This is a genomic window from Paenibacillus barcinonensis (genome assembly GCF_003217495.1).
GTDB classification, from domain to species: domain Bacteria; phylum Bacillota; class Bacilli; order Paenibacillales; family Paenibacillaceae; genus Paenibacillus; species Paenibacillus barcinonensis.
The window spans coordinates 290,073-310,975 of the sequence record NZ_QJSW01000005.1; the positions used below are offsets into that span (position 1 = coordinate 290,073).

Genomic DNA, 20,903 nt, shown 5'->3' on the forward strand with positions numbered 1-20,903 from the left:
TCATCAATGAAGATCAGTTAAGAGATTTCAAGGTAATCAATGTACGCATCCCAGGTGCCGTTATCTGTCGTTACAACAAGTTTTACTTCCTGATCTCCCGTTGCATGTGTAATGTTTGTCAGCGTCTGCACCGTTGGTTGTGTTCCAGTAAAGTAGAATGAACCTGCGGTTACACCACCGATTACCAGATCAACACGGGCTGTACTGTTGTTGTTGGAAGCACCCCGAAGAGAGAATTGATGTGTTGGAAAAGCAAAGTATTGATTGTAGGCTGCATAGTCATCGTTTGCATACAATGCGACTCCATTAAAAGGAGAGCTGATCACACCAGCATATGGGCCGCCGACGGTCATGTTTTCCGCCTCATATCGTGTCACGGAAGGGTTAGGATTTGGGTTTGGATTAGGATTAGGATTTCCTCCTGAACCGGAGGTGAACTGCCAATAGTCCAGATTGAACAGGTTTCCGTTACCTGATCCTGTAAACACAAGGTACAGATTGTGAATGCCGGTAGTATTGTTAACGTTGGTCTCCAGTTCACGCCAGGTCTGGGCTCCACCCGTAGAAGTTACATTAAGTGTACCAATCAGGGTGCCTGTAGGACTGCCAAGTCGGAGTTCAATGCTGCCATTGCCGGTAGAAGCTACATTTGCTTTGAATTTGGATGCGCCCGTTGAACCAAAATCCACATTGCTTACGGCAACCCAGTCGCCGTTATGGATGTTAGTGACGTTCTGATTGGCTGTTGGTCCGCCGCTTGCTTGACTAGGCTGAGTATTAATCCCTGCCTGCCAAGCAATTGTTTCCGCTTCCACGCGAACATACGGATTGAGGTTGGCCGTCTGTGGCACGCCAGTCATGTTGCCTTGTACCTCTTGAATCGTGCCATCTGCATTATGGGTTAGCCTGTTGATGTGTGTGGAACGATACCCTTTTCCATCCCCCAGAAAAGCTTTGCTTACCGTTTGCGCATGATATGCGACATACCATTGATTGTTAAACTGGAATACGGCATGATGGTTGTTGCCGCCTACGCCGAAGAAGGTACCCGGATTTTTGAGGAAATGACCTTTGTACGTGAACGGCCCCATCGGACTGTCACTTACCATATATCCGATTTCACCTTTGGGATACGCTGCCGGGTGATTTCCCGCAAAATTGATGCAATACGAATAGTAGTATTTGCCATTGTATTTATGGATGCCGGAATCCTCAAACATATACGGGGCATCAATGGTTGTGGCGCTGCCGACTACACTGGTCATGTCGGCACCGAGACGAATGACTCGAGATGTTTTGGGATTGGCAATGGAAGCAGCATTGCTCTCGTTAGGAATGCCGCCCCCAGCATACAAGTAGGCCGAGCCATCGTCATCCACCAGTACAGCCGGATCGAAGAGCCAGGTTACGCCTGACATGCCAGGAGTTCCGTGAGTTACGAGTGCCCGTCCAATCGGATCAGACCAAGGGCCAATTGGGGAGTCTGCTGAGAGCACACCAATGCCTGCACCCGAGTTAGCAAAATACAGGAAAAACTTCTCTCTGCCGTTAACGGTTTTTTTGGCAATGGCTGGAGCCCAGGATTGACTTGCCCAACGAGCGATGCCTTGTCCGTTATTGGCATTATTAGCGCCAGCTACTGGAATATAACCGTGGTCCGTCCAGTTCACCATGTCAGCTGAAGAGATTACACTGATTCTACCGATAGTACCGTAGTTATTTTCTCTGACGGAGCCATCATTGTTGTACAAATAAGTATCACCCGTCATATAGACATAGACCCGATTGTTATGCACGAGCACATAAGGGTCTGCTCCCAGCTTGTGATCTACAAGCGGATTGGCATTAACAGGTGTTTTGGCAACAGCAGCATTGGCAGCATGGGTAGACTCCATCGGCATCATGACAAACACCAGTATGAGTGACATCAGCAAAGCTAGTCGTTTACGAATCATACACTCGCCTCCATTGGATTAGGATGATAGTATCTTACAGATTGAATCAAAGAAGTTGCATTAAGCCGTTGTAACGATCCAGAACGAAAAATGCTCTCCTTAGCGATGCCTCCTTTCTGAAAAAAGTTGGGCTGGTGCTCATGATGTAATCTATGGTTCAAGCTGGGTGACCTGCACGCGGTGTGAACTGGAGCATAGCGGCAGGCTGACAGCCATTACCCAAATGTTAGGTTAGGGCAGGGAGATATTGGAGCGTAAGTGATGTTAACTATAATCTGCCCGGTTGTTATTTGTAATCGCTTTCAATAGAATGGTTTAGGAAAAGAGATGCTAGAGAAGTGAAGGGGGATTAATGTAATTATTTTTCATATTTTCTTTAAAATGTTTAATTCTTAGTTGACGATATCATATCATATTTTGAAAAGAATACAATCATTTTATAACAAAAAATGTAAAAAAGAGTAGAACGAACGGTTAGAATATATCATGCGGATTTATTTCCATTGTTTATCATTACATTCTAAAGTGTTAGAATTGGAATTGGTTAGATGATTATACTATAGATGTACAATAATGATACATAAGAGCAGGTGAGGTATATGAATACACATGTCATCATTTACGATGGATATGTAAGCTTTGAAATTATGCTTGCGATGTACCTGATGAAAACGAAAGGCCATATCATCACCGTGGGTATTTCTTCTGATCCGGTGAGGTCTTATGAAGGCCTGATGGTTACACCGCATCAATCCCTTGATGAGATTAGTGATCGTGATATCGAAGCGTTCATTATTCCAGGTGGGGATATTAGCGCAATCCAGCAAAATGAAAGATTAGTTTCACTATTGAAAAGGTTGAACACAGATCATAAATATATTGGTGCGATATGTTCTGGAGTAGATTTATTGAAGCAGACAGGTCTTTTGGAAGGAAAGCGGTACACCAGTAATGATGCAGGTCACAGTGCAGCGTTCAAGGTGCATGACAACTTGATCACAGCGAAGGCAAACGGATACGTGGATTTTGCTATAGCTCTAGGACAAATGAGAGGCATCTATTCGGATGAAGCGGACTATGAAGAAACGATCCGTTTTTTCAAATATTTTGAGAATGCCTGACCTGCACAAAAACATAATGGAGCAGAAGCCTGTTCAGTTAGCTGAAAAAAGCCTGGTGCTTGATGCCAGACTTTTAAGTGTTTTATGATATAGAGACTTAGATGCTCCCCATGAATGGTTATAACGATTTACCTTGGTTCGGAGAGCATCTCTATCGCATGCGATGCATGGTATGTAGCAAGGCTTCTGGCAAACTGCATGATATCATCTACTAAAATATGATTGGGTTCAAGCTCATTATGGATGAAGTAATGACCTTGAAAGTAGTTGGAAGCAGGGCTGGGCGACTCAACATGTTTGAGTGCACCCAGCCTTTTTTAGCGCTTTACTCCTATGCTTTAATGCTTCCAGTGGTTTGGCAGAAACAGTGAAAACGACCAGTGTAAACTTTGTCGATCTGAAAGATCCTTCTTGGTTAGGATTCTGTGTAAGGATAAAGAAGTGAAAATTTCCAGTATGAGGACTGTACGTTCTGCACGGGTGCGTTTGCCTTGTTTCGTATATCACGCTTACTTCGGCGTAATATGAAAACGCCACTTGATGATATGTTTGGATATACTCGGTAGGATCTATTGATCAAGCATTGTGATAATTTGTTGCTTTACAAGCTCGGGCTGGTCGATATATACGTAGTGCCCTGAGCCTTGAGCAATGACATGAGTGGAATAGTTGGACAGTGAGGCCAGATCGAGTTGCATGTCAGCCCATTTCAACTCCATCTCTGGTCCCATGCCATGTTCTGTTGCTGAAATGACGGTTAATGGCAGATTCCGCAATGCATCCTTGGCGCGCAGTCTTTCAACGTATTTAAAGCTCTTGGTGACTTCCGTATAGTTGCCCTCAACGGTAAATTGGGATAAATACATTTCTTTAAGCTCTGGAGGCAGTGTGGCTAGAATGGCTTCCTCCTGCTTCTCATGAGAGGCGTCGATCAGAACAGCACCTGCCACTTCATCTGCATAACGGTCCGCAAATGCTCTTACATTCAACCCGCCAAGGCTGTGTCCCACCAGTACGTAAGGCCCTGGAATATTAGCTTTTCGCAAAAGCTTATGTAGTTCCTTCACTTGTTGTTTTGTCGTTTTATCCTTGGTGGTATCGTCACTTAGACCAAGTCCGGCCCGATCATAGGATACGGTTAACGTTGTTTTGGAAATCTCGGATTGCATATCATTCCAGACGGACGAAGCATCACCATACCCGCCAATGAAAACAACGGTAGGAAGAGAGGTTTTCACGCCCTGAATCTTCGCATATAAAGAAACACCTGTGCTTACTTCATAGAGTCCGCTTGAGCCTGCCTGAGTTGGCTTGGCTTCTACGAAGGGGGCTACACTAAGGAAAACCAAACAGAAGCTTAGCAATAAAGAGAAATAACGCTTCATTCTAAAAACCTCCTAGATTTATATTATAATAGTTATATATTTACAATAATAAGACTACAACAAAACACCAAATATTGTAAGTGTATAAATTGTGTCTGAAAGTAGGAAGGGGATTATTTAGCATGTATAACAGCCCATATAAGAACACAAAAAAAACAGGCTACGATGTCATCATCATAGCCTGTCGCCTGTATGCTATTCGCGTTAATTTGTAAAATCAATCACCATGCGACCCTGAATTTTACCTTCTTGCATTTCTTCGAAGATATGGTTGATATCATCAATTTTGCGCTTGCTCACAATTGGAACCACTTTGCCTTCGGCGGCAAAGCGGAAAGCCTCTTGCAAATCCTCTCGTGTACCGACCAAGGAGCCAATCACCTGTATGCCATCCAGCACCAGACGAGGAATATCGAGATCCATCTTGTCCGTGGGCAGTCCTACAGCAACAACCCGGCCTCCTGCTTTGACGACATCTACAGCTTGATTAAAAGGTTTTTTGGCAACGGCGGTCACTACGGTTGCGTCAAGGCCCTGTCCGTTGGTTAGCTGTTTGGCTTTCAGAACAGGATCATCCTTAAGACTGTTAACGGCATAGTCTGCACCTACTTGAAGTGCAAGCTCGAGCTTCTCATCGCTAATGTCAAAAGCAATGACCTTGGCATTGAACACATGTTTTGCATATTGCACAGCCAAATTCCCCAAGCCGCCGATGCCAAAAATTCCGATCCACTGACCGGGACGGATATCACTTACTTTTACCGCTTTATAGGTGGTCACTCCTGCACAGGTTACGCTCGTTGCAGCAGCAGGATCAAGATGTTCTGGCACCTTGACCGCATAATCGGCAGTAACGATGCATTGTTCTGCCATCGCGCCGTCTACGGTGTAGCCCGCGTTTTTGACCTGACGGCATAATGTCTCTCTTCCAGTCAAACAATATTCACAGCGACCGCAGCTTTCAAACAACCAGGCAATGCTGACTCGATCACCGACAGTTAGACTCGTCACGCCTTCCCCTAACTCGATAACTTTTCCAATCCCTTCATGACCAAGCACCCTGCCCGTAACATCACCGAAATCGGCATTTTTTACATGTAAGTCTGTGTGGCACACGCCGCAATATTCCATCTGTACAAGTGCTTCACCATGATTAAGGGGACGTAGCTGCTTGTCCTCTACGTGCACCTTGTTATCCTTTGTGACTATGGCTGCTTTCATCTGCGATTCTCCTTTAATTACAAACGGTATCCGTTGATCATTAGGCTCAATGTATATCGAAGCCCTCCATAGGATTTGAACTTGTTTCTGGAAATATGCAAAAGCGAGCAGATATAATGAGCAATCGAAGCACCGTTGGAGCACCGGAGTATCATAAAATTAAAAAAAGGGCTGTGGTTTCACATCATGTGAGCTGCCTCAACCCAAGTTTGATTTATGTTACAAGCGAGCATGTTAATGACTTAACGTCCTGGTTACATGTTAATTATCTTCATTTCATGTTGGTCAGGCTTTTGACGACAAATTCAAGCTGGGCTTCCAGCGAAATAGGATCACTGAACACGAAGCCGCGGCTATCCTCACGGTAGACATGATGATTTTGTACAGCAGGCAGACTCTCCCAGATCGAGCCTTCGAAAATGGGAGCGGCACTTTCATCACCTGTCCAGCCACTAATGAAAATGTAATCTCCTGCGTATTGGGGCAATAGCTCAAGAGAAAGCTTGGCCCAGCCCTTACCGCTATCAATGGCTTCTTTTTGAATGATAGGGGGTGCCTTCAAATGAAATTCTCCATAAATAATATCTCCACCTCTGCCAAAGCTGCCATAGGCATAAAATTCTTTGGCACTTCCTGAATCAAAGATGGATACGGTACGATCACCAACCGCTTGTCTCACCATGGGGCTGTATTTAGCAATTTTGGTATCCCACTCAGCAATCCAAGCTTTTGCTTGTTCTTCTCTGCCCGTCATTATGCCAAACTCCATCAATTGTTTTCGAAAAGGCACTCCGTATTCAACAGCAACGGTTGGTGCGATTTTGGATAGCTTTTCAATCGTCTCTGCATCATTCCAGACGACAATTAAATCCGGCTGCAGCTCCATTATTTTCTCATAAGGTACGTCATTTCCGATGTTTACAACATCATTAAGTTTCCCTTCGGTATAACTGTTGAAAGACTCATCTCCTGCTCCAACAGGTTTGATACCAAGTGCCAACAAATGTCCGGTGAATGCCCCTGCTACCATAACGACGCGTTGAGGATTTTTGGGAATTTGCACTTCGCCGTTAATTGCATTGTAAGTCATCCATTCTGAAGTGCTGCCTGTTGTTGTGCTCGACGTTGTATTTGTGCCTACAACAGTGTTGGAGGTGCTGCCGCTCGCTGAAGTTGTGCTTGCTGGTTTGGAACAGGCCGTAACCATAAGAGTCAGACATAACAGCAACGTAATGCCGACAGGTAATTTGCGTTTAAACATCCGTAAATCTCCTCTTTCATCGTTATGATAATTATTCTCATTTATGTTCTCAATATATCGACGAAGCTTACGAGGAGCAATGGATGATCCAAGCCTTATGATAGGATCATTGGCGCTTTTTCCCTGTGAACGTGTTTCACTTTTATATTGTTTTGGCGTAATTCCAGTATGCTTTTTAAATATGCGAATAAAGTAGGAGACGTCGGGATATCCAACACTTGCTGCTGTCTCCTGTAAGGACAAGTTGGTTGTAAGCAGCAGTTCTTTCGCTTTAGTGACCCGAACATTGATCAAATAATCAATAATGCTTGAGCCGGTTTCACGCTTGAAGCATTTGGACAGATATGCACCGCTGTAGTGAAAGGTTTGAGCGAGCGTTTCCCTGGTTAATGGCTCAGCGTAGTATTCCTGAATGTAGCGCATGAGCTGAGATGTCAGATTGGGGTATGTGGTATGGACCTGCTGCTGATCCATTTGTCTGAGTAATTCATATGTGAATTGATAAAAGAGTGTTTTGACATGAAGATGCTCTAAACGTTTCGTTGTTTGCCATTCACTTAGCATTTGCTCAGCCAGTCTGTACAGGACAGCGGGGTGGAGAGGAATAAAGCCATACTGAAGGCGGAATGGCAACTGTGGATCCATCTGTCGTAGTACACGCTGATCAGCTGAGTTTGGCAAGAAAGCCTTGTACAGAATGAGATAATAATGAAAGGCATCATCGGTGAGATGGATGTCCAGACGTGTACCTTTTCCTCCATGTAAAATATAGAAAGGTTTGGAGACATGCTCCGTTCCGTCTAAAGTTACTGTTGCACTGCCATGGGTTACGTACAGAAAGGCGCTCGTTGGAAACAAATAAGAAGAATGCCAGTCGCCAGCTTCTAATGTAATTTTCCGTACATCCATGATGTTTAACGCTGTCCGATTCCAGACTAACAGCTGTTCCTGTATATCTATGGTGGCTTTCAATGCAGAGTGTCTCCCTTCCATAAAGCTGTAAAGCCGCGTTGATGGGTTTATCGTAATCATCATAAACTATTTTCAACGCTCACTCATGATTTGAACAGGATATTATCTCCACATTATAAAAAAAGAACCCGTATGAACAGGCTTTTTTACACTTTAGTGAATAGCGTAATTTTCCTTTTTAAATATAAACAAAAAGCCCTCGTGCATCGTTCATGCAACGTGGGCGAAAGTCGAGAGGAGTAGTTAACATTACGGCCTCAAGGTATGTATAGTATGATTAGTTTTCAATAATTATTTTGTCCAACTTGAGATTAACCGGATGTGCCAACGTATCTCCAACCGGGCACTTGCTCTCCAGAAATTGTACAAATGCTTCAACCTGCTCTTGGGGAGAATCCGTTTTGATTCGGAAGGTATACCGAATATCGGAATAGCCGGGACGTACCTCTGATTTGTCAAAAAAGCCATCCAGGTCAAGATCGCCTTCTACATCCACAAAGAAATCTTGGAGGTTTACGCCGAATTTAGGCGCATACACTCTAGCTACGATAGATTGACATGCTCCCAGCGAGGCCAGTAAAGCTTCCACCGGGTTCATCCCCGTATCGGTTCCACCCAAGCTTTTGGGCTCGTCGATAATAAATTCAAAGTTTCGTGATGCTACTTTTACTTGAACCCCGTCTTGCAGATGAGCAGATGCTTTAAACGTTTGGAGTGCAGCCATTTTGTAGTCTCCTTTAATGGTTATATTCATACTTTTCCGCTATGAATATATTAAATTAGATAATCTGCTTCTGTCAATCCTCATTAACGCGGCTCGAATGAAAATGCCAATGGCCTCCTGCGAGAGTTTTTTCCCAAAGGGACCGATTTTGCCCAAATCACGGATGAGGCTCTAGAAAACGCTCTGGACTTGATCAATCCAGACCACGTAAAGCCTGAGCTGGAGAACCGCTCACGAATCTTTTCAGAGGAACTGTCGCACTTGACTTGACAATCCGTCATGGGGAATCAAAGAAGTTGAGCTCACCAAAAAGCCCACTCTAACATGGGCTCAGTGTTTCAAACCGATCTACTAACATTATTCTCCCGTCGCTGCATTGTATTATTTCTTAAATTCCAGGTGTGATTTCACCCGTATTTAGAGTGACGCTTACTGGTGCAATATAATTAATCGCATCATTTCCAGTAAGTGTATAGACGATTGTTACTTGTTTCCGGCTTCCTGCTTGTGGAGTACTGTAAGTCGCTACCGCATGTACGAAGACGTCATCTCCGCTAATCGTGTTGTTTAATGTACCCGCTGTTACAATTGCTGTTGTGTTGCCATCATAAACCTTGGACGTTAATACAGGAGCCGTAATCGTTAATTGTCGGGCTGTAATTTCACCTGTAGTTAATGCAATAGCTTCTGGAGCGGAATAATTATTAGCATCGGCTCCTGCTACCGTGTACGATACGTCTATCGTCTTGTTTTTTCCAACATTCTCGTTGTCATAAGTACCGGACCCTTCTACCTTTGCATCTTCTCCAGGGCATATTCCTGCTCCAGCACATGATCCTAATCTAGATCCTGCGAGTACGGCTGAGGAGCGGGTTCCATCGTATACTTTAGAAGTTGTAATCAGATCTATGATTTGTCCTGTGTCAGTATGATGTTGCACATAAGCCACATAATCAGTATTATTCTCAGGCGCAACATAATTGGCTGCATCGGCTCCTGCTATCGTGTAATGGACAGTTACGGGTCTGGCTTTAGCCGATGTTCCTGTATCGTAAGTGGCTTCTACACTCACAGATACATTTTCTCCAGCCACTACCCCAATCAATGTACCAGATAAGATATGAAGCTCTGAATCACCAGCAAGGGACTCTTCAACTGATAAGGCCGGCTCTCCAATCGTTAACTGAGCACGATCAATAACTCCTGTGTTTATACTGTGGTTTACAGGCGCGAGATAATGATCAGCATCTGCTCCACTTAATGTATAAACTACTGTTATCGTTTTGCCTGCGCCTACTGTGCTGTCATTGTAAGAGGCGACTGCCTGTAGGATAACCGAATCGTCTCCAACCACATTAAGTAATGGGCCTGCTGTTACAGAAGTTGAAGGTGTTCCATCGTACACTTTAATCGGTGCCAGTGCCGCTGGTTCTGCAACAATCAGCTGCTTTTTGGTCAAGATGATTTCGCCCGAAGCGAGAGATATGTTGTTAGAAGCATCTGCGGCGTATACAACATAATGATCCAAGCTCAATGCTGCGGTATGAAAGATTGCAGGTACACCGGCTTCTACGGATAACTTGATACCTAGCGATTCACTTATAACCCGATTTAAATCGGAGAGGGTTGATCCCGTTGTTGAAGGAACAAGGTATAGATTCCCCTTCTCATTGCTAATCGCACTTACGTTATCCCCGAAGGCAATTGAACCTGTTGTTACACCTGATAGAGTTGGCGCTGTGCGATCTACTGGAGGTGTTGTGGGTGTTGTTGGGATCGTTGGTGTTGGGAGCGACGGTGTTGGGATTGGAGTTGTGGCGGGTTTTGGTGTTGGGGTTGGAGTTGGTAAAGTTGGAGTGTCCGGCGTTGGGGTCGGTGTGCTCGCCAAGACGTCTCTCACTGTAACGGAACGATACAAGACGACTACAGCTTCCGCACGGGTAAGGGGTTGATGTGGTTTAAAGTCACTTGCATTGGAATACCCTTGTATGATCCCATTGACTGCCGCGGCATCAACAGCTTCTTTGGCCCATAAAGATATAGACTTCGCATCCGTAAAACTAGATTCCTGTTGGGTTTTATTTTCCAAGCTTAAAAGACGATTTACGATAACAGCAGCTTCCTGCCTGCTGATTAATTTATTGGCACCGAATGTACCATCCGAATATCCTTTGATGTAGCCTGCTTTTAGAGCTTTGGCCACCTCGGTAGAGATCCAGGTAGCTGGAGCCACATCACGGAATGGAACCGCTGCCAGTTCAGTGAATCCGTAAGAGCGGTTAACCAAAGTAATAAATTCTGCCCGTGATATGGTGTTATCCGGTTTGAACGTACCATCCTCATACCCTGTAACATAGCCTTTGTCTAACCAATCAGATACTTGACTTTCTGCCCACGTTCCGCGAATATCGGTTTTTAAGGTTGTTGTAGCACCCAAGGTCACCTGAGGTGATGTCAAAAATAAAACTGCAGTTAATACGGTGGGTACGAATTTTTGTAAGCGATTCATGGGTAGTGTTCCCCCTTCAATAGTAGGTCTCTTCAATATATCACTAGGAAAGAATTGCTGAATAGACCTCCAACCACCTAAAAGTGTAATAATTTTGCGGTTTTTAGTTCTTTTTTTGACAACATAAAAAAGCCTGCATCAAACGCAGACTTTCTTGATTCAATCCATCCTAAATTTCTTCCCCCGTCGCCACCGGGTTCTCCTCATAACTAACCCAGTCGCTCCAGCTCCCGGAATACAGCCTCACATTCGAGAATCCCGCTTCCTCCAGCGCAATCACGTTCGGGCAGGCAGAGACACCTGAGCCGCAGTAGACGATGATGGCATCATCTTTCCCCAGCTTAAAAAAATAAGGCAAAAGACCTTTATTTTTAAATTAAATAATCTCATAGAAGGAAGATATAGGTATTTGTCGAATACATAATTTAGGTATTTTATACTAATTGGTGAAGTGGGAGTGGATGAATTGAAAATACATAGTTTAAAAATACAAGGTTTTAGAAGACACCTTGATTCTGAAGTGAACTTTTCTGATGCTACTTTTTTAATTGGGGAGAACAATATTGGGAAGAGTTCTGTATTAGCTGCGTTAAATATTCTTTTGAACGATATAAGAAAGTTGCCTGAAGAAGACTTTTTTTCGTATCGCGATGTTGAGACTGGCTCTAATTTTCAAATATCTGATGAAATTGTTCTTACAGGGGAGTTTCGAGATATTCCGCAAGAAGCTAAGAGCTGGGTGGGGTTTAAAGGACGAGTATTGAACTATGTAGATGAGAATGGCGAAACTAAATTGAGAATTGTTTATAGAAAGACGTTTAAACCAAATACTGATTATATTGTGGAAATGCGAGAACAATTAAAAAGCTTGAAACCGGAATTCGAAGGATGTATTTCAATCCAAGAATATATCAATGCTGGATTGGAAAGTTCTTTATTAGAAAGTTTACTCCCAACTATTGCTCCAGCAAAAAAATTAACAGCTAAAGAACAATTTCTAATCAAAGAGTTGGAGGATCTGTACGATTATAATGAATCAGACGAAGAATGGTTTAAGAATCCGGGAGGAATTCCTGCTAATGTTCTTACGAAGTTACCAAAATTTCTTTTAATACCTGCTCAGGATAAAGCAGATGAGTTATCGGGCACCTCTGGAACGCTTATTTCTACTTTAACGCAATTATTTAACGATGTCAGAGAATCTTCAGATAACTACAAGCAGGCTCAACAATACTTGGATTTGTTAGCTGCTGAGCTCAACCCAGATGATCAAGAAAGTGAATTTGGAAAAATGATGGTAGAGTTAAATAAAACTGTAAGTGGTGTTTTTCCAAATACTGGATTAAAAGCTGTTACTAGTTTAACTGATGCTGATAAGGTTATCAAACCGCAGTTTAAAATATCAATGTTTAGTAACATAACTACATCAGTTGGGCTTCAGGGCACAGGCATAATACGTTCTGCAGTTTTTGCTTTACTGAGATACAGAAATATTAGAGAAAATAGAAAAGAAGTTGGACAGATAAGACCTCTTTTGATTGGATTTGAAGAACCGGAGATCTATTTACACCCTAATGCAGCACAACAAATGAGAGATACAATTTACGAATTAGGGAACTCTTCAAGCAATCAAATTGTCTGTACCACTCACTCCCCATATATGATTGATTTAAGTAAAAAACCTTTACAAATTTTGAATTGTTTATCTCTTAAAAAGGTCAATATAGAATTAAGTGGAACGGAGTTTGAGGTAGAAAAAGTGAATTGTAACTCGTTTAACACTAGTAAGGAGTTCATTAATCTTCATGAAGTAGACAAAACTTATGTTAAAATGATTTTGAAAATAGACGATCATATTTCTAGAGTGTTCTTTTCTAAAAATATTTTAATCATAGAGGGAGATACGGAAGATATCGTTTTAAGAGAAACGATAAAAAGAATGCCTGACGTGGTAAGAAAGGACATTGAATGTAACTGGCAAATAGTTAAAGCTAGAGGTAAGGCAGTTATAATTTCACTAGTTAAATATTTGAGAGCCATGGGTCTGAGCCCAATTGTTATACATGATCAGGATGGAGGAGTTGCAAGAGCCGAACAATACAATGAACCTATTCGGATCGCTGTAGGCGATGATGAAGCCAGAATGATGCTGACCAATTGTATAGAAGATGTACTGGGGTACACGGCACCAGCAAGCGAAAAACCATATACTGCTTATAAGTTTATTACCGAAAATTGGAAGGATCAATGGGACTCAATCTCTAGAGAATGGAGATTAATTGTGGAACATGTATTTAAAGAATCGTTTAGTCTCATGCCTAAAGACGATGTTTCAGATATTCTTGATCAAGTGGCGACGACTTTGGATGAGCAACCTTCAATTTAAGGAATAAATAAAAGTATGAATTATGGTCTAAAGCAGTTTAACTTTACTAAATGAATTATGAATAGAGGGAGATTGCATGTGGCAAAATTTTTATTTTACAGAAAAGTCGGATTATGAAACTCCACCTTTGAAAAATGAAAGAAGGAAAGTTTTGGAGGTTGTCTCGGAAAATATCCTTTTTAAAAATGAAATAAAGATTGCGTTAGGATTTGGAACTGCTCATCCTATAAATGACGAGCTTAGAGAGTTTCCTTCATTGTTGAATCTATATCTGCATCTGAAAAAAATGCACCCGGTACGTTACGCACAGGTTCTAAGATCTATTTGGATTGATATTTCTAAATTTGGCATTGACTTGACGGCTGATTTGAAACCGTCACCAAAGATTGGTCAAATATGGCTTATGGATACGCCATACGGCGATTATAATTTAAAGCCCGAGAGATTGTTTGTAATAGTGGGGATTGCAATTAAGAAAGTTATCGTATGTGAAGTTCAACAAAGCTGCGAAGATGGGGCAGTAAAACTAGAAGATGATAATTTCCAAAAAGGTAGGCCGTTGTATGTGAATTTTAATAGAGATGTTGCAATGAGAGAAGATAACCTTAATATTTGTATAGCATCCCTAAACGAAAATAATACATGGCGCGTTTCTGATAAAATGATTGAAATGCAACGAATTCGTAAGGAGAGTTTTTATAGAAAAGTAAAGTTAAGTTGATAAGTCGGACTTTTAAGAAAGTATTTATGATCTTTTTTTGTGATTTAATGAACTATTTTATAATATATATATATCCAATTGCACCATAGTCAACAAGTACAGCTACTTCATCACTTTTATCAAGCTGGTTACAGAGATGGACTAGACAATTTCCTTCGCTATCGCTAAGATTTGGATTCAGACCGTTATTTAGCATCAATAAAAGTGTTCGTACATCTCCAAGAGCTACGCATTCAAAGATGAATGATGGCTCTTGGAGAATTTCGTTTTTATAGATACTAATGAGCATAGCGCATTTTAGAATATCGCTATTTTGGCAGGCTTCGAGAAAACTTTGTTGTATTGACAACTGAATCAGTCCTTTTATTTCCATTGAAAATCGGAAGAGATATCGGTGTCAATTTATTTATTTTGATATAATCATTCCCTTGTCAAAGTTACGTAATCGTAATTAAAGGGAAATCCTGCTATGCTGAAATGATCTTGAAAAGCGTGGAGACACAGTACATGTGTTTTTGTTAATTACCTTCTGTACCTATGTCGCAAATAATCCTTCCAGCATACATGTAGAAACGCGTTCCCAAAACATAAAAAGAGCCCACACAATGTGTAGGCTCTTATCACTCACTATTTGGAGAATCTGATTACTACAGTGTCGTATGCTGTAGGGTGTGGCTCGATTGAAACTTTGTAACCACCATATGTTGTAGTGGAAGTTTCACGAGATTCCACGGCCGAAGACAGCTTGCTTGTGAAGCTACTTGTCACTGGGACACCTGCAGCTTTCAACATATCCGTAGCCAGTTTTTGTGAAGCGCTGCTACTTGCGTCAAAAGTAATAACTTGGTTACTTCCTTTTCCACTTTGTGGAAGCATGTAACTCACAGAAGCATATCCGTCAGAGTTGTTTACACTGACTTCTTTAGCGTTGCTTTTCACTTCATATCCTTTGTAGGCACTAGCGCTGATCGTTTTCACAATGGCATCGTACACTGTTTTAACACCAGTAGGTACATTTGTAGCTGGTGGTGTTACAGGCTTGTCAGTTGGGAAACGTGGACGATCTTCCAATTTAGTCAGACCATTGTCCATTGCACGTTTGATGAAAGCTACAGCTTCGGCACGAGTGAGTTTGTCATTACCCTTGTAACCTTCTACTGTACTTCCAGTTTTACCACCTGCCAAGTTTTCATTGAGCAAGTACTGAATAGCATCTTTTCCGATGTAGTTAATACCGTTGGCACCGGCGATGATGTTGGCTACATCACCACGAGTAACTGCTTGGTCACGTGTGGCTCTACCAATTGCAGTTTTAGCAGCGCCATTTACTGGCCAATTTTTCGAAACCGCGATTTCGTACACAGGGTCTGCCCAGTGTGTTTGACCAGAAATTGGTTTTACCTCTTCATAAGCCGAGATAAACATCATCAAGAATTCAGCTTCAGATACTTGTTTGCTCGGTTTGAACGTACCATCTGGGTAACCTTTGATTACACCGTTGTTGATGGCCCATTGAATTGTACCATACGCCCAGTGAGAGGATTGAACGTCTCCGAATTTTTCAGATGGGTCTGCGGCTGACACTGCGGTCGTTAACTGTATTGAAAGCAGTATTGATCCCACCAAAGCTAGAAACCTCTTATATTTCATCCTTACACCTCCTTGATTATTTCTCCCATTAAAATATATTAAAAATATTTTTGTCAATGTTAACAAATTAAAGTTTTTTAGCATGAAAGACCGATATAATGTACATAAGAAAAACTTGATTTATTGTTGTTAAAGGAGATTTTTTATGTACAATGATGTGGCGGATACGCCTTTTTTTAAAGACATAATCAATGAAGAAAGTAGAGAGTTTATCTCTGCTAAATTTCGAGAGAGAACTTTTCCAAAAGGGCACATCCTATACTTTCAAGATGACCCAGGTCACGCCATGTACGTTATCAAAACAGGTATTCTGAAAATATATCGCCAAGAAGATGACCAAGAGATTGTGTTGGGTCATCAGTTTCCTGGAGAAGTTATTGGGGAACTGGAACTGTTTCACCACGATAATCACAGAACGGCTTCTGTTGCCACACTTGATAAAGTGATGGTTTGGGAAATTAGACGAGAACAGATGGATGAAATTGTCCGCGTCTATCCCGATCTCATGCGTAAAGTAATATACATACTTAGTGAACGTTTAATCCAGGCGGATCGTAAAATTGAATATCTTGCCTTCTTGGATGTGCGAGTGCGTGCAGCAAATCTACTGCTCGATTTGGTATCCAACTTTGGCAAAAAAACATCAAATGGATTGCTTATCGATTGGCGGATTACGCAACAACACTTTGGTAGTATGATCGGTGTAGGTAGAGAAACTGCTTCCAAGGCTCTTAATGATTTTAAGAATGAGAAATTAATTCACATGGATCATCGCAAAGTTTACGTTATTGATCTTGAAGGTTTACAGGGTGTTGCTAATGCCAATCAAGATCCAGTTGAAAAACGTGTGTGGCATTCGACCCACAAATATCATATCCCATCTCTTTAGATGGTTCTGTATTCACGCCAACATATTTAATGTGATTCTCACTACAAACAAATGTTCTTATATATACCTCTCCTAGTACAGTCATTTACTTGTCTAGCGAAATCTCTCCATGTTTCAATAGGGACAAATTTTGTAGGGGAGAGAAGTCACATAGCTAGATTTCAATTAGGTGACATTGTAGTTACTGACGGGGTGTTAGAGCAGATTAGTGAAACGGATCAAATGATTGGATTGAATCGTCATGCTCAATGGGATTGGGGAATGGTATCAGAGGAAGAGTTTCGAGCAAATGAGAATGGTTTGTTAGTAGGAGAGTATTTGATGTCTATGTACTTGAGTGAACATGGTGTTGTGTTTTGTGTGATTACGGAGGCTGAACGAACGAAAACGACACTTTCTCTGCCCGAAGAAGCTAGGTGGATCTGAAAATGAAAAAAAGTGTTGTTGGTATTGAGTTATACTCATGTTCAGAGATTCTGATACAACATCGGGAATACATTGTAGTACATGGCTTTGTATTTGAAGCAGGGAGAGAGCCTGCTGATTTTGTTTTGTTACTTGATCTATTTTGCGGGAGTCCGATTTATATTAAATTGGAGGATCACGAACTTTTACCAGTGATTAGGGAGAATTTATCAAGAATTGGGGCAGCCACTAAAATGTGATCTCGGGCGGGGAGTAAAGCCCCACCCAAGTCACATGAAGTTGTCCATTCTTGGCCAACACGAGTGTGACTAGTTCTGGTTGAAACAAACTAAACCGGAGTCAACGCCATGCCCACTTGCTAAAATCACTTCTTCAAGCATACTCTTCAGATCATCAATGTCCCCTGTTTTAACAGTCCGGTCAACATCGACGTCTCTAATTTTTACAGTGGCAGTACCACTAGCTATGTCACACTCCACTGTCATTGTTGTAGCTTCGTTAGCAATTCGAAATATGGTAGGTATATCGGAGTCGTAGAATACCTCTACTCCAGAGGGTGAAACGGCATGACCGCTATCTGGCAACGGAGCCTGCTGAACTAAATCAATGATTTCCTTTATTTGATCAGATATATTCATTTAAATCTCTCCTTAGCTCTTGTATTTGTTGAGGCCACATGCGAAATACAGAATGTGCATGTAAATGTCTATATGAATCGAATTATGACCATTAAACTGTAGTCAATGTAATCCCTGACCTGTTCCATAGCATAACAAAATCTCTTTCTTTGTTTGGTGCATACGAAGGTATGCCATAGATAGCCTTTCTACATTAATTTAATTTCTTGCACATCTCCCCTTTATGTAGAGAGATGTGCTAGGAACAGTTGAGCTATTAATATCTAGGGTTATCAATGATGATCACGCTCTGTATTTTAGAACGTCGATTGTACTCTTCTTCAGCTAAAGACCTCAACGCATTTTCAATAGTCTTGGTCAAATAGGATAATGCGGTTGCTTCCCCCGTTTTTTCCAAATTCTCACGGACCTTGTCACCGACAGGGGTAAATCTAAATATTCTGGTGATCTCTTCTGGGGTGAAACCTTCTTTTAGTAGCTGGCAGGTGAGATGGAAATCTCTCCCTGATCGAGTTTTATCTCGCATACTACTGCTTGCGAAGGTGCCCAGGTATTCATTAATCGACTCTGTATTTAACTTGTCAAGGAGTCGTTTATCCTTTTTAATACGTTCACGAAGCTCTGATTCAGGAAATGGTACTAAATTGTATAATGTTGGCAATTTAACTTTCTGCATGTGTAGGGAAGATTGTATAGTTTCTATTGCAGGCAGGTACTCAAATTGATCCAACGAGTATCGAACATTTTCCCAAAGAACAAAGCGAGTACGTTTAAGTTTTTTTGGATCTTTACGGTTAACAGATCCAGGCAATCGCATAATACGGGAGGCGTCATGGCAGTGATCAGCTATGCCTATATGTTCCTCCATCCGGGCACAAATGGACGATACTTGTTTGGAATCGTAAGGCTGGTCCAAGAGGAAATAAACGTGGAAACCATTTCCGCTGTCTACGATAATAGATGGAGGGAAGGGGAACTTCTTTTCCAGCAATTGTAGAATGAATTCCTTAGCTTCCTTTGGAGTAGCAGCCTCTACAGACTTGATATCAATATCGATCCATATAGTACTCGACAGATCAACTCCAGAATTAGTAGCTTTCATTTCGTAGTTATCTTCATCATGCTTGTGGACTTCTTTTCTAGGGTTAACTCCATAGTACACACAATCGCCCTCATTTTTAGCCAAACCAAAATTTGCTGCCCGCAGTAAATTTTTATCATTGAGTTCATAGTATTGTGTTCGAAACTTTCCGTTCATCTGTTTAAAATTGATTTCAAGATACGAAGCCTTATTATCAGTTCTGCTGAAAAATGGCTCATATAGGGTTTTCCAAAAAAGAGCCAGTAGTTGAGAGCGAGGACCGTCCTTTTCATAGGGCATTTTGCTGATTTTAGCGAATTGCTCCATTTTATTGTCGCTATGGGGAGCTATAATCAATTGTTGCAATTGCTCAGGCGTGTATGAAGTATTTTGATTAGGGTTCATGAGTGTCGGGCTCCTTTTAGTGAGTGATTAGGTGGAGAGAGAGTCTCTCGACTCTCTATTTGCAATTGAGAATTAATTATTATTCTTGGATGCGAGCTGGCTTTCATGGAGTATTGAAAGCGTTGCTAAACATATAAACAAATGTTGTAGGTCGGCTATGGCATGCATCAACTTGTGATTCAGTGCCTGGTCATTTAGGATTTCGTCAACCTCAGCTTCTTCTAGAAATGATTTGACAACAATTTCATCTTTTTGAGCCGATATAGTAGCATGAACTAACTCAAGCAAAAAATTATCTTTCAAGTCATGCATGAAACTAATGAAAATGTATTCCCTCTCAGCTCTTATCTTGCATGTTATGTTGCCAATTCGAGAATTGGCCTCCTTATATTCTCCATCTTTTTTTGATAAACAAATACGGGATTTTTCCAAGGTATTGATTGTTTTCTCATAAGATTTTTTCAATTGAGTAATTGTTACATAGGGTACTGAAAACATGTTTCTCATCTCCTTTATAGGTTGGCCTAGTATTGCGGTGAGCTTAAAATTAACCTCCTTGTATTTTGAGACTAAGGAACCGCAAGAGTCGTGTCCTCAATCACAAGAGTAAGAATAATTGACAAGTATGCTTTGTGTCGCTAATATTAACAGAAGAAAATTCTTCCGTTAATATTGTTGCTTAAAATTTGTTGGCATTTGTAATTAACCTGTGATAATAAGAAAGGGGTAGGTCGTTGTGAACACTGGACATATTGAAGTTAGTCAATGGATTGAGTCCATAAAAAATCTTAATTACAGGGGAGTTCTTAATGACAGGAGCATTAGGGAAGATATCGAAACTAAACTGAATTTGACTAAGGCCGAGGGAGTAATACAAAGTAAAAACGCCCTTAAAACATATGACAGTATTATGGAGACCTATATTTACAAGGAAATCAAAAATAAAACTGACTATCGAAATCGAAATAAAAAATTCTTGAATTGTTTGAATAAGTCAAAAAATATTGATGATTTTACGATGAATGAAATTTTTGGGCCGGAATTGAGTGACCTTCAAAATAGAAATAAACAACAAATATCTCATGCAAAATCTTATATTCAAAATGCGGAGAGTACTCCTGAAAATCATAAATATATTGAAAAAGAAAGTGTAATTGAACTTGTGAAAAAATATGGTATTTCCGATAAAGAATCAACAATTAAAAGGTGGATGCAACCGGATGAAAAAAGAATAAAAGCTATTAAAACTAGAGTAGGCAGACAGCAATATTTATCTGTAAAGCAAGAAGATATGATTGAATATCTTGGAAATCAGAGTGAAGTTCATCAGAAATTATTCAAACTAGCAGAGACGGACTCTCCTACAATCAAGACTGATGAATTGAGATATATACTGGGAAAAGAATTATTCGAATGAAACGTTACATGTTCCTTGTTAGTAAATTCGCTTCTGTAAAGCTCATTTTTCTCCATGTGTGTATATTTTAAATGATATGCGAGTAATAGATAACGTACTCAACTAATATTTAGATTGAATTAAGTGTGGTTTTATACATGGG

Annotated in this window: 16 protein-coding genes and 2 pseudogenes; 7 read left to right on the top strand and 11 right to left on the bottom strand. The window is 41.1% G+C overall.

All coding sequences use genetic code 11. The annotated features are described in order from the left end of the window. Positions 1 to 17: 17 nt before the first annotated feature. Entirely contained in the window at positions 18 to 1,955 is a 1,938-nt protein-coding gene (locus DFQ00_RS10580; RefSeq protein WP_110896441.1) for a carbohydrate-binding protein, read from the bottom strand. Positions 1,956 to 2,554: 599 nt separating this feature from the next. Here DFQ00_RS10580 and DFQ00_RS10585 point away from each other — a divergent pair. Next, positions 2,555 to 3,076 (top strand): DJ-1/PfpI family protein, encoded by a 522-nt coding sequence (locus tag DFQ00_RS10585; RefSeq protein ID WP_110896442.1) that lies wholly within the window; start codon positions 2,555 to 2,557, stop codon positions 3,074 to 3,076. A gap of 569 nt (positions 3,077 to 3,645) precedes the next feature. On the opposite strand, the gene DFQ00_RS10590 is transcribed toward DFQ00_RS10585, so the two are convergent. From DFQ00_RS10590 to DFQ00_RS10605, 4 genes are all read right to left on the bottom strand, one after another. Then, positions 3,646 to 4,461 (bottom strand): alpha/beta fold hydrolase, encoded by an 816-nt coding sequence (locus DFQ00_RS10590; RefSeq protein WP_110896443.1) that lies wholly within the window; start codon positions 4,459 to 4,461, stop codon positions 3,646 to 3,648. Positions 4,462 to 4,665: 204 nt separating this feature from the next. After that, positions 4,666 to 5,682 (bottom strand): alcohol dehydrogenase AdhP, encoded by a 1,017-nt coding sequence (adhP, locus tag DFQ00_RS10595; RefSeq protein ID WP_110896444.1) that lies wholly within the window; start codon positions 5,680 to 5,682, stop codon positions 4,666 to 4,668. Positions 5,683 to 5,953: 271 nt separating this feature from the next. Then, positions 5,954 to 7,915, bottom strand: a complete 1,962-nt coding sequence (locus DFQ00_RS10600) for an ABC transporter substrate-binding protein (RefSeq protein ID WP_167433662.1) — start codon at positions 7,913 to 7,915, stop codon at positions 5,954 to 5,956. Positions 7,916 to 8,192: 277 nt separating this feature from the next. Further along, on the bottom strand, positions 8,193 to 8,639 hold the full coding sequence (locus tag DFQ00_RS10605) for an OsmC family protein (RefSeq protein WP_110896446.1): 447 nt from the start codon (positions 8,637 to 8,639) through the stop codon (positions 8,193 to 8,195). 87 nt (positions 8,640 to 8,726) lie between these two features. On the opposite strand from DFQ00_RS10605, the pseudogene DFQ00_RS29800 reads away from it, so the two are divergent. Next, positions 8,727 to 8,909, top strand: a pseudogene (locus DFQ00_RS29800) (transposase); the annotation flags it as partial. Between the two features lie 118 nt (positions 8,910 to 9,027). On the opposite strand, the gene DFQ00_RS10615 reads toward DFQ00_RS29800, so the two are convergent. Both DFQ00_RS10615 and DFQ00_RS10620 read right to left on the bottom strand, forming a co-directional pair. Next, positions 9,028 to 11,148 (bottom strand): YDG domain-containing protein, encoded by a 2,121-nt coding sequence (locus tag DFQ00_RS10615; protein WP_110896447.1) that lies wholly within the window; start codon positions 11,146 to 11,148, stop codon positions 9,028 to 9,030. Positions 11,149 to 11,317: 169 nt separating this feature from the next. Beyond that, positions 11,318 to 11,482: pseudogene (locus tag DFQ00_RS10620) on the bottom strand (sulfurtransferase); the annotation flags it as partial. A gap of 123 nt (positions 11,483 to 11,605) precedes the next feature. Between DFQ00_RS10620 and DFQ00_RS10625 the strand changes: the two are divergent. Together DFQ00_RS10625 and DFQ00_RS10630 are read left to right on the top strand one after the other, a co-directional pair. After that, a complete protein-coding gene (locus DFQ00_RS10625) occupies positions 11,606 to 13,534 on the top strand; it encodes an AAA family ATPase (RefSeq protein ID WP_244213775.1) in 1,929 nt (642 codons plus the stop codon). Between the two features lie 76 nt (positions 13,535 to 13,610). Continuing rightward, entirely contained in the window at positions 13,611 to 14,255 is a 645-nt protein-coding gene (locus DFQ00_RS10630; RefSeq protein ID WP_110896449.1) for a hypothetical protein, read from the top strand. Between the two features lie 627 nt (positions 14,256 to 14,882). Here the strand turns inward: DFQ00_RS10630 and DFQ00_RS10640 are convergent. Beyond that, positions 14,883 to 15,905 carry an S-layer homology domain-containing protein gene (locus tag DFQ00_RS10640; RefSeq protein WP_167433663.1) on the bottom strand — a complete coding sequence of 341 codons (1,023 nt, stop codon included), beginning with the start codon at positions 15,903 to 15,905 and terminating at the stop codon, positions 14,883 to 14,885. Positions 15,906 to 16,050: 145 nt separating this feature from the next. Here DFQ00_RS10640 and DFQ00_RS10645 point away from each other — a divergent pair, with 145 nt between their 5' ends. Next, positions 16,051 to 16,794, top strand: coding sequence for a Crp/Fnr family transcriptional regulator (locus DFQ00_RS10645; RefSeq protein WP_110896452.1), 744 nt, complete (start codon positions 16,051 to 16,053; stop codon positions 16,792 to 16,794). A gap of 428 nt (positions 16,795 to 17,222) precedes the next feature. After that, positions 17,223 to 17,459, top strand: a complete 237-nt coding sequence (locus DFQ00_RS10655; RefSeq protein ID WP_110896454.1) for a hypothetical protein — start codon at positions 17,223 to 17,225, stop codon at positions 17,457 to 17,459. Positions 17,460 to 17,528: 69 nt separating this feature from the next. Here DFQ00_RS10655 and DFQ00_RS10660 read toward each other — a convergent pair whose 3' ends face one another. From DFQ00_RS10660 to DFQ00_RS10670, 3 genes are all read right to left on the bottom strand, one after another. Then, positions 17,529 to 17,858 carry a hypothetical protein gene (locus DFQ00_RS10660; protein ID WP_110896455.1) on the bottom strand — a complete coding sequence of 110 codons (330 nt, stop codon included), beginning with the start codon at positions 17,856 to 17,858 and terminating at the stop codon, positions 17,529 to 17,531. A 256-nt stretch (positions 17,859 to 18,114) separates the two neighbouring features. Continuing rightward, positions 18,115 to 19,344 (bottom strand): hypothetical protein, encoded by a 1,230-nt coding sequence (locus DFQ00_RS10665; protein ID WP_110896456.1) that lies wholly within the window; start codon positions 19,342 to 19,344, stop codon positions 18,115 to 18,117. 72 nt (positions 19,345 to 19,416) lie between these two features. Continuing rightward, positions 19,417 to 19,842, bottom strand: coding sequence for a hypothetical protein (locus DFQ00_RS10670; RefSeq protein ID WP_110896457.1), 426 nt, complete (start codon positions 19,840 to 19,842; stop codon positions 19,417 to 19,419). A gap of 238 nt (positions 19,843 to 20,080) precedes the next feature. Here DFQ00_RS10670 and DFQ00_RS10675 point away from each other — a divergent pair, with 238 nt between their 5' ends. After that, entirely contained in the window at positions 20,081 to 20,761 is a 681-nt protein-coding gene (locus tag DFQ00_RS10675; protein ID WP_110896458.1) for a hypothetical protein, read from the top strand. Positions 20,762 to 20,903: the final 142 nt, after the last annotated feature.

Bases quoted from the DNA above. Each gene is read 5' to 3' on its own strand.
- DFQ00_RS10580 (WP_110896441.1), bottom strand. From the start codon at position 1,955: ATGATTCGTAAACGACTAGCTTTGCTGATGTCACTCATACTGGTGTTT.
- DFQ00_RS10585 (WP_110896442.1), top strand. From the start codon at position 2,555: ATGAATACACATGTCATCATTTACGATGGATATGTAAGCTTTGAAATT.
- DFQ00_RS10590 (WP_110896443.1), bottom strand. From the start codon at position 4,461: ATGAAGCGTTATTTCTCTTTATTGCTAAGCTTCTGTTTGGTTTTCCTT.
- adhP (WP_110896444.1), bottom strand. From the start codon at position 5,682: ATGAAAGCAGCCATAGTCACAAAGGATAACAAGGTGCACGTAGAGGAC.
- DFQ00_RS10605 (WP_110896446.1), bottom strand. From the start codon at position 8,639: ATGGCTGCACTCCAAACGTTTAAAGCATCTGCTCATCTGCAAGACGGG.
- DFQ00_RS10615 (WP_110896447.1), bottom strand. From the start codon at position 11,148: ATGAATCGCTTACAAAAATTCGTACCCACCGTATTAACTGCAGTTTTA.
- DFQ00_RS10630 (WP_110896449.1), top strand. From the start codon at position 13,611: ATGTGGCAAAATTTTTATTTTACAGAAAAGTCGGATTATGAAACTCCA.
- DFQ00_RS10640 (WP_167433663.1), bottom strand. From the start codon at position 15,905: ATGAAATATAAGAGGTTTCTAGCTTTGGTGGGATCAATACTGCTTTCA.
- DFQ00_RS10645 (WP_110896452.1), top strand. From the start codon at position 16,051: ATGTACAATGATGTGGCGGATACGCCTTTTTTTAAAGACATAATCAAT.
- DFQ00_RS10655 (WP_110896454.1), top strand. From the start codon at position 17,223: ATGAAAAAAAGTGTTGTTGGTATTGAGTTATACTCATGTTCAGAGATT.
- DFQ00_RS10660 (WP_110896455.1), bottom strand. From the start codon at position 17,858: ATGAATATATCTGATCAAATAAAGGAAATCATTGATTTAGTTCAGCAG.
- DFQ00_RS10665 (WP_110896456.1), bottom strand. From the start codon at position 19,344: ATGAACCCTAATCAAAATACTTCATACACGCCTGAGCAATTGCAACAA.
- DFQ00_RS10670 (WP_110896457.1), bottom strand. From the start codon at position 19,842: ATGTTTTCAGTACCCTATGTAACAATTACTCAATTGAAAAAATCTTAT.